We start from the raw sequence: 15,053 nt of genomic DNA on the forward strand, positions 1-15,053 counted from the left end.
CTCAGGGCCCGGCCCTCAGGACCGGGCCCTCATATCTCCCGCGCGCCGTCGAGCCTGTCCCCCGCCCCGTCGGACCTCTTCCCCGCCCCGTCGGACCTCTTCTCCATGCCGTCGAGCATGACGAGCAGGTAGTGGGCCGCGCGCTCCTGGGGCAGGTCGGCGTGACAGGTGAACAGGCTCAGCAGTCTCATCACGTCGGCCACGCCGACGTCGGCCCGCATGTCGCCCCGCTCCTGCGCCGCGGCCACGAGCGCGTCGAGCCGCCCGACCATGCCCGACTTCACCCTGCTGAACTCCGGCATGGCGTCGAAGAGCTCCTGGGGCAGGTCGGCCAGCGCAGCGGCCAGCGCGCCGCGCCCCTGGTCGGCGCTCCACATCACGAACGAGCGCACCGCGGCCCACGGCCCCGGCTCCTGTGCCTCCGCCCTGGTGAGCGCGTCGTCGATCTCGTGGACGTACTGGCCCGCCATGGCCGCGATGAGCGCGTTCCGGTCGGGAAAGCGCCGGTAGACGGTGCCGACGCCGACCTCGGCGCGGCGCGCGATGAGCTCCATCGGGGCGTCGATCCCCCGCTCGGCCACCACGGCCCGCGCCGCCTCCACGATCCGATCCCTGTTGCGGCGGGCGTCAGCGCGCACCCGTTCCTCCTAAGTGGACGACCATCTTCCGGTTAGTGTACCGTCACGGCCTAAGCGGAATCTCATCGTCCACTTACGGAGGATCAATGATCGTTGTGACGGGCGCGACAGGGTCGATCGGCCGGGCGCTGGTGGCCCGGCTGCGCGAGTCGGGCGCCGAGGTCCTGGCGTTGGTACGCCGCGCCGAACAGGGCGAGGAGCTGGGGGTCGACTACGCCGTCGGCGACTTCGAGCGGCCCTCGTCCGTCCCCATGGGCGACAGGCTCTTCCTGAACACCTCGCCGTGGCCCGGCTTCGTCCAGCGTCACAAGGAGGTCATCGACCGCGCCGTCGCCGAGGGCGTCTCCCAGGTGGTGAGCGTGTCGGTGCTCGGCGCCACCCCGGGCGCGCCGCTCAGCGGCGGCCTGCACGGCGAGGTCGACGCGCACCTCAGAAAGTCGGGGGCGGCCCACGCCATCCTCGAACCCGTGGGCTTCATGCAGAGTCTGCCGCGCGAGGTCGCCGACGGGCGCTTCTACGGCTCGTACGGCACGGGCCGCACCGGCTACATCGACACGCGCGACATCGCCGACGTCGCCTTCGCTCTTCTCACCGGACCCGTGGGCGAGAGCGCGACCCATGTCCTGACCGGGCCTGAGGCGCTGTCCCAGCAGGAGATCGCCGCCCGGCTCACCGAGGCGCTCGGCCGTACGGTGACCTACGTCGACCTGAGCGTGGAGGAGATGACCAGGCACGCGCAGGAGCGCCGGGGGATGCCGGAAGCGACCGCCCGCGAGCTGGCCGAGATGATGGCGGCGGTGCCCGACAGCTCCTGGTCGAGGATCACCAGCACGGTCGAGGACCTCACCGGACACGCGCCCAGGTCGCTGGCCGACTATCTCGCCGACCACGCGGCCGACTTCGCGCGGTGAGCCGTCAGGGCACGCCGCGGATCTTCCACACCAGCGCCGCGCCCAGCAGCGCCAGACCCCCCGCGGTCAGGTACAGGACGGGGTAGCCGCCGAGGCCCGCGACGATCGGCCCCGCGATCACCGGGCCGAGCACCTGGGGCCCCGAGTTGGCGACGTTGATGACGCCCAGGTCCTTGGCCCTGCCGCTCGCGGTGGGCAGCACCTGGGTGACCAGCGCGTTGTCGACCGAGAGATAGACGCCGAAGCCGAGCCCGAGGACCACCGCGGCGGCCATGACCACCGGCCACTGCGGCCAGAACGCCAGCATGAGCGCCGGGACCGCGCTGATCAGCCCCGAGAGGGTGACCAGCAGCCTGCGCCTGCCGAGCCGGTCGGAGACCACCCCCGCCGCGACCGTGGTGAGCACCACGGCGCCCGTGTAGAGCAGGATCAGCACCAGCAGCCCGTCGCTGGCCTTCTCGCCGGGGAACAGCCTCTCGTAGCCGACCTCGTCGGTGAGGAAGTACAGCAGGTAGAGCGTGGAGATCGCGTTGCCCAGCATCATCAGGAAGCGAGTGATCCACGCCCAGAAGAAGTCGGCCGACCTCACCCACAGCTGCCCCGGGTCGAACGGCGGGCGCTCGGTCAGCCTGGGGTCCTTGGTCGTCAGCACGAAGGGCAGCACCAGCACCGCCACCACCGCGCCGACCAGGAGGTAGCCGGACCTGGTCGTGGAGGCGACGACGGTGACCAGCACGACGGCCAGCACCACGCCGACCGACTGGGGGACCCCGATCCAGCCGGAGACCTCGCCGCGCTGCCCCACGGGCACGCGGTCGGGCACGCCCGCGCTGAGCGCCGCCTGCGTGGCGTTGAGCGCGGCCTGCGCCAGGCACCAGCCGACGGCGATGCCGAGCACGCTGGTCTGGAAGGAGAGGAACACCATCGCCGCGCCGCCGCCCAGCGCGCCCGCCAGCGTCCACGGATGCCTGCGGCCCCACCTGCCCGTGGTGCGGTCCGACAGCGCGCCGGCGACCGGGTTGGCCAGCATCGCCACGAGCGCGCCCGCACCCGTCACCCAGGCCAGGGCGCTCTCCTTGCCGTCGGGGGCGAGCACGGCGATCTGCTCGGGCAGCAGCACCTGCAAGGGGGCGAAGTAGCCGACGAACAGGGCCAGGTTGGCGGTCGCGATGCCCGCGACCCACCAGGGACCCACCCTGCGCACGGGCTCGGCGAGGGCGTCGCCGGAGGTGGGTGGGGAGACGCTGCTCATCCGGCCTCCGCGCGGGACGATGGGGGACTCGCGGTGCGCCGCATGCTACGCCCTGAGGATCATCTCGGCCACACCTGTGAGCACGGCGGGTGGTGACCAGTGGGACCATGTCTTGGTCGAAGCGGTTCTACGGAAGGTCATGATCGGTGAGGCGGCTAGTCACGGTCCTGCTGCTCGCGTGTGCCGCGCTGGGTCTGGCGGTCACGCCCGCCCAGGCGCACAACGTGCTGACCGGGAGCGACCCCAAGGAGGGGGCGCGGCTCCAGGCCGCGCCCGAACAGGTCACCCTCGAGTTCGACCAGCCGGTACGGCAGGGCTTCGCGCAGGTCACCGTGACGGGGCCGGGCGGAGGCAGGTGGGAGGCGGCCAAGGCGTCGGTGAGCGGCGTCAAGGTCGTCACGAAGCTGAGGCCGCTCGGCCCCGCGGGCGACTACGTGATCGGCTACCGCATCCTGTCGGCCGACGGACACCCCGTCTCCGGCAAGGTGACGTTCGCCCTCACGGTCGCGGGCACCGGCGCCGCCTCCTCCGAGGCCCCGGCGGCGCAACCGTCCGCGCAGGCGGCCGACCTCAGCGCCCAGGCCTCGGAGGCGGCCGCGAACGGCGGCGCAGGCATGGCCATCGTGTGGGTGGTCGGCGCGCTGGTCCTGCTGGGCGGCGGCACGGTCGTCGCACTGCGCCGCGCCGGCCCCGCCCCCTCCCCCGCGCCCGAGGCGGCAGAGCGCTCCCCCGGCCACGAGACGGCCGCCTCGCCGCACAGGGACGCCGCCGAATGACCGTCACCGAGGTCAGGCCCGTCGCCAGGGCGGGCGCGCGGATGCTGGGCGGCCTGGTCCTGGCCGCCGTCGTGTCCGTGGTCGTGGCCAGCACGCTCACCGCGGAGGAGGCCGTCCCCGGCATCCCGATGCCAGGCCCCCTCGTCGAGTACGGCCTGCCGATCGTCAGGGTCGTGCTCGACCTGGCCGCCGCCGTGGTGGTGGGCCTCAGCCTGCTCCCCAAGCTGCTGGGCTTCGACGACCCCGGCTCCACCGAGCCCGTCATGAGCAGGGCCAGGGCCCACGCGGTCACCGCGGCGTGGATCTGGGCGATCACCGCCCTGGTCACGATCGTCTTCTACACCGCCGAGCTGAACCCGGGCGTGGTCCCGAGCCTCGGCATGATCGCCACCTACGTCGGCACCGTGGGCGCGGGCCAGGGCCTGCTGTTCAGCACCGCCTGCGCGCTGGCCTACGCCGGCATCGGGCTGCTGGCCGTCAGGTTCGGCGAGAAGGTGCCCGCCGAGCTGCGGATCGTGATCGCGCTGTTCGGCCTGTTGCCCGTGCCGGTGACGGGGCACGCGGTCGACTCCGTCTGGCACGACCCGATCATGATCTCGATGGAGCTGCACGTGATGGGCGCGGCCGTCTGGACCGGCGGGCTGCTGGCGGTGGCGGCCATGGTCGCGCCCCGCGGCGACCTATTGGCCCTCGCACTGCCGAAGTTCTCCAAGGTCGCCACCATCTCGCTGGCCCTGGTGTCGCTGTCGGGCCTGGTCAGCGGCCTTTCCACGATGGCGCTCACCACCGGCGTCGAGCTGCCTGGCGACCTGGTCGCCTCCGAGTACGGCCTGCTCGTGCTGGCCAAGGTGGCGCTGGTGGCCCTGCTGATCCCGCTCGCCGCGAACATCAGGTGGCGGCTCATGCCGGGCATCGCCGCCCGACGCAAGAGCTCCATCGCGGCCTGGGCGGCGATGGAGCTCGTCGTGATGGGACTGGCCTACGGCGTGGCGGTCGCGCTGACCCGCGCCCCGATCGGCTGATCGGCGGCGCGCAGCCCGAACCTGGTCACGAACCACTCCATGACCAGCCAGGCGATGGCCAGCCCCGAGGCGGCCCACACCGCCGAGGAGGGGGCCAGGGGCGGCGCGGCCAGCAGCGCGTGCTGGACGACCAGCGAGCCGTACACGGCGATGGTCGCCAGCGCGGAGCCGAGCACGGCCCGCAGGTACGGGAGCCTGACCAGGAAGGCCACGTCCACCGCGACGGCCGCGATGATCAGGAAGAACGGCACCGCGGACTCGGGGAAGCCGGTGACGCTGAGCAGCGGCCAGATGGCGGCGCGGTAGGCGACCAGCACGGTGGCCACCAGCGTCGCGGTGCCGAACCTGCCGACCATCATGCGCGCCACCGCCAGCACGATCAGACCCGCGACGGTGAAGTAGACCGGGTAGAGGAAGTCGGGCACCGGCAGCGAGAAGGCGACCATCATGTCACGGTCCACAGCGCGCCCCATCTGGTCGGCGGCGAACTGCATGAGGATCGGCTCGGCCTCGGGCGCGCCCCTGTCCCACGCGGCGATGGCGAAGACGCCGTACTCCTGGTGCTGGGCGGGGAAGAGGATGTTCTCCAGGAAGTAGACGAACAGCGCGCCGAGCACGAGCTTGCCGCCCGAGCCCTGGTACCAGCCGCGGATCACCCCCGCGATCATGAAGAAGGTGCCCAGGTAGAGCATGATGTGCGACGGGCTCCACGAGGTGATGTCGAGCCCGTTGACGCGGTGGTTGATCAGGTCGAGCGGGACCGCGACCAGGAAGACGCCGGTGCCCCACTGGATCAGCCGCAGCGCGGTCCTGTCCACGCCGTAACCGGTGTAGCCGTGGATGATGGTCAGCGCCAGCACGATGGCCGTGCCCGCCGAGTTGAGCAGATGCGGAGGGGCCAGGTCGTCACGCAGCCACTTGAAGTGCCAGGAGACGTCCCATGAGGAGCCCAGCACCTTCAGGGCGAATGCCAGCAGCCACCCGTAGTAAAGGATCTTGAAAAGTTCGGGTGGTGTCTCGCGGCCGGCCTGCCCGCGGGTCCAGTAGGGCAGGGCCCACTCGACAGCTGCTCGTATTCTCACGCCAGCACATCATGCCTGGCCTTTACCTTCTCCGCAATCAGGCATGATTTCCCCATGCGCACAGCCACTCCCGACGACGCGGAGGCCATCGAGGGCGTCAGGATCGCCACATGGAAGTTCGCCTACAGGGGGGTGATCGACGACGACCACCTCGACGGGCTGGCGGTCACCGAGCCCAACGTCGCCCTGCGGCGCCAGGCGCTCGCCTCGGGCCGCACCCGCGCGATCGTGGCCGAGTCCGGCGGCGAGGTGGTCGGGTTCAGCATGTACGGCGACAGCCGCGACGAGTTCTCCGACGCGGAGGTCTACGCGATCTACGTCCTGCCCGGCCATCTGTCCACAGGGCAGGGCCGCGCCCTGATGACGGCCACGGTGGCGGACATCCCCCCGCACCAGACGGTCGGCCTGTGGGTCCTGACGGGCAATCCGCGCGCCCGGCGCTTCTACGAGCGCTTCGGCTTCACCGCCTCAGGCCGGGCGAAGGTGGAGGACGGCCTGGAGGAGATCCACTACGTCCTGGCCGCCCGCCGCCACTAGCGCTTCCACGCGCACGCCGGGACAGGCGGGACAGGGTCGCCCCGCCTGTCCCGCCGTCTCCTGATCTCAGGCGAGCGCCCTGCGCTTCAGCGCGGTGAGCCCCGCGCCCGAGCAGGCGATCGTGATCACGGTCATGACCAGGAGGGGACCCGCGCCGAACTCCTCGCCGGACAGGACCATCGGCAGGTTGGGGAAGGGCACGACGTACTTGGCGATCCAGTAGTCGATGCCCATGATCGGCCCGAGCACCTCGCCGAAGAGGTTGACGAACAGGAAGGCCGCCCAGCTGATCCCTGCCGCCGCCCTGGGCAGCAGGCCGAAGGCCAGCACGCCGACCCCCGCGAGCACCCAGACCGCGGGGATCTGCACAAGCGTCCCGCCCAGCACGCCGAGCGGGTCACCTGCGGCCAGCCCCAGCGTCAGGCCCGCGACCGCCAGGATGAGGGCGCTGCCCGCGAGGGCGAGGAACAGGTGGCCGCCCGCCCAGCGCAGCCGGCTGACCGGCGTGGCGAGCAGCAGCTCGGCGCGGCCCTCGAGTTCCTCCTTGCGCAGCCGCAGCAGGGCCAGCAGGGGGTAGAGGGCGGCGACGTAACCGAGGCTGAGAGCGATCAGCCACAGGTAGGCGTCGGTCATCGACGCCTCGGGCGAGGCGGTGTAGCGGCGCAGGAACTCCTGGACCGAGGCGCCCTGTCTGGACACCTCCGGGATGGAGCGCGCCAGAGCGCCCAGGACCAGCCCGGCCACGGCGTAGCCGACGCTCCAGCCGGCCAGCAGTCCCCTGTGCAGGCGCCAGGCCAGGGACAGGGGGCTGCGCAGCCGCGCCGATCCCGCCGGGCCTGGGCGCTGGGGAATGAGGCCGTGCCCGAGGTCACGGCGACCGGCCAGCAGGTAGGCGAGGGCGGCGGTCAGCGCGGCGAGCGCCAGGGCGGGCAGCAGCGCCGCCCAGTTGTCGTCGCCGTAGGGCCTGACCAGGTGGCTCCAGCCCTGGGGTGACAGCCACTTGAGCCAGGTCAGGCCGCTGCCGTCGGCGGTGAAGCGCACCAGGTAGCTGACGCCGAGGACGAGGGCGGCCAGGCCGATCGCCGCGCGGGCGCCCTCGGTGAGCTGCGCGGCCAGCGCGCCGACGCCGGTGAAGACCAGCCCTGCCGCGGTGATCGCGGCGCCGAAGCTCAGCGACCCCGTGACGTCGAAGCCCGTGGAGATCATGGCGAGCGCGCAGATCAGCCCGGTCGCCACCATCGCGCCCGCGGTGAAGACCAGGGCGGCGGTCAACGGCGCGAAGCGGCCGATGACGCCCGCGCCGACCAGCTCGGCGCGTCCGGACTCCTCCTCTCCGCGGGTGTGGCGGACGATGGTGAGGATCGCGATCAGGGCCAGGACGGTGTAGATGGCGTCGGCGTTCTTCCAGACCGCCATGCCCGCGACCGTGGGCGAGTGGACCTCGCCCGCGAAGGCGGTCAGCGCCCTGTTGGCCGCCATCTCGCGGGCGAAGTCGGCGATCGAGCGCGCGGTGGGGAAGCTCTGCGCGTAGCGGCCTGCCTGCCCGGCGGCGAGTACGGCCAGCAGCGCCATCCAGAAGGGGGCGATCAGCCGCTCACGGCGGATGACCAGGGTGGTCAGCCTCCAGGTCCCTGTCGTCATCGGGCGCTCTTCTCGGATTCGTAGTGACGCATGAACAGGTCCTCGAGGGAGGGCGGCTGGCTGGTCAGGGCGACGATCCCGGTCTCGGACAGGCGGCGCACAGCCTTGTCCAGGTCGTGGTCGGCGACCTGGAAGGTGACGCGGCGTCCTTCGGTGACCAGGCCGCCCGCCCACGGCAGCTCAGGAACGGGCCCCGCGAGCTCGGCGGTGATCCGCGTCATGGTGAGGTGGCGCAGCTCGGCCAGCGTCCCTGACTCCACGGTGCGGCCCGCGCGGATGATGCTCACCCTGTCGCACAGGGACTCGACCTCCGACAGGATGTGGCTGGACAGCAGCACGGTCCTGCCTCGCTGCTTCTCCTCCACCACGCACTGCTGGAAGACCGACTCCATCAGCGGGTCGAGCCCAGAGGTCGGCTCGTCGAGGATGAGCAGTTCGGCGTCGGAGGCGAACGCGGCCACCAGGGCGACCTTCTGCCTGTTGCCCTTGGAGTAGGTCTTGGCCTTCTTGCGCGGGTCCAGCTCGAAGCGCTCCAGCAACTCCTCGCGGCGGGACGCGTCGAGCCCTCCGCGCAACCTGCCGAGCAGGTCGATCACCTCGCCGCCGGTCAGCGCAGGCCACAGGTTCACGTCTCCCGGCACGTAGGCCAGCCGCCTGTGCAGCTCGGTGGCCTGCCTCCACGGGTCGCCGCCGAGCAGCGTGACCCGTCCCGAGGTGGCTCGCATCAGGCCCAGCAGGATGCGGATGGTCGTGGACTTCCCCGCGCCGTTCGGGCCGAGGAAGCCGTGCACCTCGCCGGTCCGCACGGTCAGGTCCAGTCCGTCGAGCGCGTGCGCCCTGCCGAAGCTCTTGTGGAGCGCCTGGACGGAGATGGCGGTGTTCATATCGCTCCTCGAGGGATGTGCTTGCGGCTCAGAACGCTAGAGAGCAGGCGGGGCCGGGGGTATCGGGCATGTGCCCAATGCCGGGGAGCCGGGCTCGGCCATGGAGTGCGCACCTGGAAGGGCTGCCCGGCCCGACCCTGGATCGGCGTATCGGGCGTTCGCCGGATAGGTTGCGACGCATGCTTCACGGGCGGGACAAGGAGTGCGAGCGCGTCGGCCGGTTGATCGAGGGCGCGAGAGAGGGCCGCAGCGCCGCCCTCGTGATCCGCGCCGAGCCTGGCACAGGGAAGTCCGCCCTGCTCGACCACGCCGCCGGGGAGCGCCAAGGCCTGCGGGTGCTGCGAGCCGACGGCGTCGAGACCGAGTGCGAGCTGCCCTTCGCCACCCTCCACCAGCTCCTGCGCCCCCTGCTCGGCGGGCTCGACGCGCTGCCCGAGCCGCAGGCGCAGGCGCTGCGCGGCGCGCTCGGGCTGGCCAGGTCCGAGAGCAGGGACCGCTTCCTCATCGGCCTGGCCACCCTGACCCTGCTGGCCGAGCACGCGCCGCTGCTGTGCCTGGTGGACGACGCGCACTGGGTCGACAGGGCCTCGCTGGAGGCGCTGCTGTTCGCCGCCAGGCGGCTCGACGCGGAGGGCGTCGTGCTGATCTTCGCGACCAGGGCGATGGAGCGCGACGTCCTCGCCGCGGCGGGGCTGCCCCAGCTCCCTCTGGCGGACCTGGACCGCCAGGCCGCTCTCAGCGTGCTGCTCGAGCACGCTCCCGGCCTTCGAGACCACGTGCGCGACCGGATCGTGGAGGAGTCGGGCGGCAACCCCCTGGCGCTGATCGAGCTGCCTCGAATGGATCAGGACTCCCTGCCCGCTGGGCCACTGCCGCTGCCGCACCGGCTCCAGGAGGCCTACCAGGAGCGGATCACCGCGCTCCCTCCCGACACCCGCACCCTCCTGCTCGCCATGGCGGCGGAGGATCTGGCCGCGGCGCTGCGGGCCACCGGGCTCTCCCTCGCCGCGCTGGCCCCCGCCGAACAGGCCGGGCTGGTCGAGGACGGCGTCTTCAGGCACCCTCTCGTACGCGCCGCCGCCTACCAGGGCGCCTCCTTCGCCGAACGCGTCGCCGTCCACCGCGCCCTGGCGCGAGACACCGGCGGGCACCGCAGGGCGTGGCACCTGGCCGCGGCGGCCACAGGACCCGACGAGGAGATCGCGGCCGCCCTGGAACGGACGGCCGCGCAGGCCGGCCAGGTGTCGGGGTACGCCGAGGCCGCGGCCGCCCTCGAACAGGCCGCCAGGCTCACCCCCGCCACACGTGACAGGGTCCGCAGGCTCACCGCGGCCGCCACTCTCACGGCCGACTCGGGACAGAGCGACAGGACCGCGGCGCTGATCGACCAGGCCCGCCGGCTCGGCGGCGCCTCGGCCGAGCTGGCGCGGCTGCGCGCCCGCGTCGAGTTCGAGCACGGCTCCCCCGAGGCGGCCTGGCGGCTGCTCCTCGACGCAGGGCCCGAGCTCCTGATCGAGGCGGCCAGGGTCGCCTGGTCGGTCGGCGACAGCGCCGGGCTGCTCGCCGTCAGGGAGCGGCTCGACGCCGGGCCGGCGGCCATGGTCACCGGCGTGGTCGAGCTGCTGTCCGGCGACCCCGGCATCGGCCTCGACCTGATCAGGCGGCACGCGGGCCTGGCGCCGCCCCGCGGGGGCGCGGACGGACTGCAGATCAGCGCCACGGCCCTCGACCTGCTCGCGGGGGATCTCGTCTCGGCTCGGGACAGCCTGCTGAGGCTGGCCGCCGACCTGCGCTCCCGCGGCGCGATCGGCTGGCTGCCCGGGGTCCTGACCGTGCTGGCCGAGACCGAGTTGCTGCTCGGGCGGACCAGGGACACGACCGCGACGGAGGCGTTGCGCATCGCGCACGACACCGGGCAGGTGCGGCACGCCTCCCACGCCCGTGGCCTGCTCGCCTTCGCCGCCGCGCTCAGGGGCGAGGACCTCGCGCAGGCCGGCCCTGGCACCGGCGACACCGACAGGGACGGGGACAGCGGCGAGTCGGGCAGGGACGGCTCGGGCAGGGACGGCTCAGGCGGGGAAGGAGACTGGGCGGGGCGGGCGCAGGCGATGCTCGACCTCGGCAGGGGGCGCTTCGAGGCGGCGCTCGATCGGCTGGATCTTCTCGCGCACCGTCCGCACGGGGTGTACTTCGTGCCCGACCAGGTCGAGGCCGCCGTCAGGTCGGGCCGTCCGCACCTCGCGCCCGTGGCGCGATTCGAGAGCTGGGCGCGGGCGTCGGGCCGGCCGTGGGCGCGGGCAGTACGGCATCGCTGCCTCGCCCTGCTGGCCGACGAGCCCGAGGAGCATTTCGAGCAGGCGGTGGCCTGCTCGGAACTGCCCTTCCAGCAGGCCAGGAGCAGGCTCCTGTACGGGGAGTGGCTGCGCAGGTCCAGACGGAAGAACCAGGCCAGGACCCAGTTGCGGGCCGCGCTCGAGACCTTCGAGCAGGCGGGGGCGGCGGCGTGGGCCGCGCACGCCCGCGCCGAGCTGCGAGCCGCGGGCGAGGCCGCAGCGCCCCCTGCCGACGACCTGCTGGCCGCTCTCACGCCGCAGGAGCTCCAGATCGTCAGGCTGGCCGCGACGGGCGCCACGAACAAGGAGATCGGCGCGCAGCTGTTCCTCAGCCCCAAGACGGTCGGCCATCACCTCTACCGGGCCTTTCCCAAGCTCGGCGTCTCCAACAGGACCGAGCTGGCCCGCCTGAGCCTGTTCGCCTGACCCCGCTGCTCAGGCGAGGCCGTCTCAGCTGCTTCTCAGGACTGCTCAGTACGCTCGGCCCATGAAGAGAGCAGCCGCGCTGGTCGCGGCGCTGGCCGTACTCGCGGCGGTGGTCTGGCTGGTGTGGCCTTCCACCCCCGAGGTCAGGGGCCAGGAGCAGCGGATCGCCGTCATCGACGGTCCTGAGAACGACCAGCGGGTCGAGCTCGACACGACATATTTCGCGCCCGAGGGCGGCGGCAGGGCACCGGCCGTGCTGCTGGCCCACGGGTTCGGCGGCAGCAAGCAGAGCGTGAGGGCCCAGGCCGTACGGCTGGCCGGGCAGGGTTACGCGGTGCTGACCTGGTCGGCGCGCGGCTTCGGCCGCTCGACGGGGCAGATCGCGCTCAACTCGCCCGACTACGAGGTCAAGGACGTCAAGCAGCTGATCGACTGGCTGGCCAAGCGGCCAGAGGTCCGGCTCGACGCGCAGGGCGACCCCCGCGTCGGCATCGCGGGCGGCTCCTACGGCGGCGCGATCGCGCTCATGACCGCCGCCCACGACCCCAGGGTCGACGCGATCGTCCCGATGATCACCTGGAACGACCTGTCGCAGGCGCTGTTCCCCAACGGCGTGTTCAAGAAGATGTGGGCCGGCCTGTTCTTCAGCAGGGGCGGCCCCAGCGTGGAGACCCAGGGGCTCGGCGCGCTCACCGCGGCGCCGCGGCCGCTGTCGGCGCAGGAGGCCAGGTGCGGCAGGTTCCTGCCCGCCGTGTGCGAGATGTACCAGCAGGCCGCCGCCACGGGCAAGGCGACGCCCGAGGCGATCGCGCTGCTGCGCGAGTCGAGCCCCGCCGCCGTGGCGGCGCGGATCAAGGCGCCCACCCTGCTCGTCCAGGGACAGCGCGACTCGCTGTTCACCCTCGCCCAGGCCGACGCCAACGCCAAGGCCATCTCCTCGGCCGGCACTCCCGTCGAGGTGGTGTGGTTCGACGGCGGGCACGACGGCGGCAACGGCGAGGTCGACTGGCTCGACGAGCTCACCCTCGGCTGGTTCGACCGCCACCTGCGTGAGAACGCCGTCACCGAGACCGCCGACCGCTTCGTCATCACCAGGGACGGCGGCCGCGACCCCGGCACCAGGCAGCGCATCCGCCTGCACCCCGGCGCCGACCGCTATCCCGGCCTGAACGGCACCTCGACCGCGCAGATCCAGCTGGCGGGCCCAGACCAGAACGTCGTCAACCCGCCGGGCGGCAGCCCCGCCTCGATCTCGGCGGTGCCGGGGATGGGCGGGCTGCTCGGCGGCGCCCAGGGCAACCTCAGCCTCTCCCTGGACATGCAGGGCCAGAGCGCGCTCTTCGAGTCGGCGCCGCTGGCGGCCCCGCTGCAGCTCACGGGGGCGCCCACCGTCACGGTCAGGGTGCGGGGAGAGGGCGAGGTGACACTGTTCGCCAAGCTCTACGACGTGGCCGACGCCGCCACCCCGCCGACGCTGCCCGCAGGGCTGGTCGCGCCGGTGCGGATCACGATCCCCGAGGGCAAGGGCAGCGCGGAGGCGACGATCACGCTGCCCGCGATCGACCACCGCTTCGCGGCGGGCCACAAGGTGCGGCTGGCGCTGACGACGACCGACATGGGGTACGCCACGCCTGCCGAGCCCGCGAGCTACGTGGTGGGCCTGGCCTCGCCCGTGCTGGCGGTGCCGACGGTGGCCGCCCTCGAGGCAGCCCCGACCGGGCCCGTGTGGTGGACGTGGGCGCTGCCGCTCGCCGCCGTCGCGGTCGCCGCGCTCCTGCTGGCGACCGGCCGCCGGCGTCCCGCGGGCAGGGGCACGGCCCACGTCCCCGGCGCCGTCGGCGCGGACGCGTCCGTGACGGCCCTCGGCGGAGACGCGTCCGTGACCGCCCTCGGAGCGGACGCGTCCGTGACCGCCCTCGGCGGGGACCCGCGCGTGGACGCCGAGGTGCCGCTGGAGATCAGCGGGCTGACCAAGGCCTACCGCAACGGCGACAAGGCCGTGGACGACCTCTCCTTCCGCGTGGAGAAGGGCCAGGTGCTGGGGCTGCTCGGGCCGAACGGCGCGGGCAAGACCACCACGATGCGGATGATGATGGGCCTCATCCACCCCGACAGCGGCGAGATCCGTATCTTCGGCGACAAGGTGACCCCAGGGGCGCCCGTCCTTTCCAGGCTCGGCTCGTTCGTCGAGGGGCCTGGCTTCCTGCCGCACCTGTCGGGGCGCGACAACCTCACGCTGTACTGGCAGGCCACCGGGCGCCCCGCGGCCGACGCGCACATGGAGGAGGCGCTGGAGATCGCCGGGCTCGGCGCCGCGCTGGAGCGGGCGGTGCGCACCTACTCCCAGGGCATGCGCCAGCGCCTGGCCATCGCCCAGGCCATGCTCGGCCTGCCCGACCTGCTCGTCCTCGACGAGCCCACCAACGGGCTCGACCCGCCCCAGATCAGGGAGATGCGCGAGGTGCTCAAGCGCTACGCGCGCGACGGCCGCACGGTGATCGTCTCCAGCCACATGCTGGCCGAGGTCGAGCAGACCTGCAGCCACGTGGTGGTCATGACCCGCGGCCGCCTGCTGAGCACGGGCCCGGTCTCCGACCTGCTGGCCACCGCCCGCCACAACGGCCACGGCCCGCGCCTCGAGGACGTGTTCCTGGACCTGATCGGAGACAAGTCATGAGCACCGCGGCCGCGGGGTACGACGCGCGCAGGACGCTGCCGCTCCGCGTGGAGATCGTCAGGCAGTTCAAGCGGCGGCGCACGCTGGTCATGTTCGGCCTGCTGCTCGCGCTGCCGTGGATCCTGGTGATCGCCTTCCAGTTCGGCCCGCAGAACCCGAACCAGCAGAACGCCCTGCGACTGTCGGACCTGGCCACGCAGAGCGGCCTCAACTTCGCCGCGTTCGCGCTGTCGGTGTCGGCCAGCTTCCTGCTGGTGGTGGCGGTGGCGCTGTTCTGCGGCGACACCGTGGCGAGCGAGGCCAACTGGTCGTCGCTGCGCTACCTGCTGGCCGCGCCGGTGCCGCGCGACAGGCTGCTACGGCAGAAGCTGATCGTCGCGCTCGGCTACTCGGCGGCGGCGGTGATCTGCCTGCCGCTGATGGCGCTGCTGGCGGGGACGCTGGTGTTCGGCTGGAACGACATCCAGGTGCCGGGGACGGGCGAGACGATCCCGGCCTTCGACGTGCTGCCGCGTTTCGGCATCGTCATCGGCTACGCGCTGGTCAGCCAGCTCGTCGTGGCCTCGGTGGCCTTCCTGCTGTCGACCGTCACCGACTCGCCGCTCGGCGCGGTGGGAGGGGCGGTCGGACTGGTGATCGTCAGCAGCATCCTGCAGGCCGTGGAGGCGCTCGGGACGCTCAGGGAGTTCCTGCCGACGTTCTGGAACACCGCGTGGCTGGACGCGCTGGCGCCGGTGCTCGACTGGGGCGGGATGACCAAGGGCGCGGCGGTGTCGGTGACCTACGCGGTATTGCTGTTCGCGCTGGCCTTCCGCCGGTTCAGGAGCAAGGACGTGGTCAGCTGACTCACCAGTGCGGGGGCTTGTTCTCCAGG

At 72.7% G+C, this 15,053-nt stretch carries 12 protein-coding genes; 7 read left to right on the plus strand and 5 right to left on the minus strand.

The features are described from left to right. Positions 1 to 29 precede the first annotated feature (29 nt). Entirely contained in the window at positions 30 to 638 is a 609-nt protein-coding gene (locus FHR33_RS13045) for a TetR/AcrR family transcriptional regulator (protein WP_183646552.1), read from the minus strand. An 86-nt stretch (positions 639 to 724) separates the two neighbouring features. Here FHR33_RS13045 and FHR33_RS13050 point away from each other — a divergent pair, with 86 nt between their 5' ends. Then, complete coding sequence (locus FHR33_RS13050; protein ID WP_183646555.1) at positions 725 to 1,549, plus strand: NAD(P)H-binding protein; 825 nt, start codon at positions 725 to 727, stop codon at positions 1,547 to 1,549. Positions 1,550 to 1,553: 4 nt separating this feature from the next. Here the strand turns inward: FHR33_RS13050 and FHR33_RS13055 are convergent, their stop codons facing one another. Then, positions 1,554 to 2,801, minus strand: a complete 1,248-nt coding sequence (locus FHR33_RS13055; RefSeq protein ID WP_183646557.1) for an MFS transporter — start codon at positions 2,799 to 2,801, stop codon at positions 1,554 to 1,556. Between the two features lie 146 nt (positions 2,802 to 2,947). Here FHR33_RS13055 and FHR33_RS13060 point away from each other — a divergent pair, with 146 nt between their 5' ends. Next, positions 2,948 to 3,577: a copper resistance CopC family protein gene (locus tag FHR33_RS13060; RefSeq protein ID WP_183646559.1), complete on the plus strand. Its 630-nt coding sequence runs from the start codon at positions 2,948 to 2,950 to the stop codon at positions 3,575 to 3,577. After that, a complete protein-coding gene (locus tag FHR33_RS13065; protein WP_183646562.1) occupies positions 3,574 to 4,599 on the plus strand; it encodes a CopD family protein in 1,026 nt (341 codons plus the stop codon). The genes FHR33_RS13060 and FHR33_RS13065 overlap by 4 nt, the downstream gene beginning before the upstream one ends. Here FHR33_RS13065 and FHR33_RS13070 read toward each other — a convergent pair. Continuing rightward, on the minus strand, positions 4,557 to 5,681 hold the full coding sequence (locus FHR33_RS13070) for a hypothetical protein (protein ID WP_312895510.1): 1,125 nt from the start codon (positions 5,679 to 5,681) through the stop codon (positions 4,557 to 4,559). The genes FHR33_RS13065 and FHR33_RS13070 overlap by 43 nt on opposite strands. 54 nt (positions 5,682 to 5,735) lie before the next feature. Between FHR33_RS13070 and FHR33_RS13075 the strand changes: the two genes are divergently transcribed. After that, positions 5,736 to 6,218 (plus strand): GNAT family N-acetyltransferase, encoded by a 483-nt coding sequence (locus tag FHR33_RS13075; protein WP_183646564.1) that lies wholly within the window; start codon positions 5,736 to 5,738, stop codon positions 6,216 to 6,218. A gap of 66 nt (positions 6,219 to 6,284) precedes the next feature. On the opposite strand, the gene FHR33_RS13080 is transcribed toward FHR33_RS13075, so the two are convergent. Together FHR33_RS13080 and FHR33_RS13085 are read right to left on the minus strand one after the other, a co-directional pair. Next, positions 6,285 to 7,859, minus strand: coding sequence for an ABC transporter permease (locus FHR33_RS13080; protein ID WP_183646567.1), 1,575 nt, complete (start codon positions 7,857 to 7,859; stop codon positions 6,285 to 6,287). Next, entirely contained in the window at positions 7,856 to 8,743 is an 888-nt protein-coding gene (locus FHR33_RS13085) for an ABC transporter ATP-binding protein (protein ID WP_183646570.1), read from the minus strand. Before FHR33_RS13085 ends, FHR33_RS13080 begins: the two co-directional genes overlap by 4 nt. A gap of 179 nt (positions 8,744 to 8,922) precedes the next feature. Here FHR33_RS13085 and FHR33_RS13090 point away from each other — a divergent pair, with 179 nt between their 5' ends. From FHR33_RS13090 to FHR33_RS13100, 3 genes are all read left to right on the plus strand, one after another. Continuing rightward, positions 8,923 to 11,502: a helix-turn-helix transcriptional regulator gene (locus tag FHR33_RS13090; protein ID WP_183646573.1), complete on the plus strand. Its 2,580-nt coding sequence runs from the start codon at positions 8,923 to 8,925 to the stop codon at positions 11,500 to 11,502. Positions 11,503 to 11,563: 61 nt separating this feature from the next. Then, positions 11,564 to 14,179, plus strand: coding sequence for a CocE/NonD family hydrolase (locus FHR33_RS13095; protein ID WP_183646576.1), 2,616 nt, complete (start codon positions 11,564 to 11,566; stop codon positions 14,177 to 14,179). After that, entirely contained in the window at positions 14,176 to 15,024 is an 849-nt protein-coding gene (locus FHR33_RS13100; protein ID WP_183646580.1) for an ABC transporter permease, read from the plus strand. Before FHR33_RS13095 ends, FHR33_RS13100 begins: the two co-directional genes overlap by 4 nt. Positions 15,025 to 15,053: the final 29 nt, after the last annotated feature.

It is taken from the genome of Nonomuraea dietziae (assembly GCF_014195505.1).
GTDB classification, from domain to species: domain Bacteria; phylum Actinomycetota; class Actinomycetes; order Streptosporangiales; family Streptosporangiaceae; genus Nonomuraea; species Nonomuraea roseola.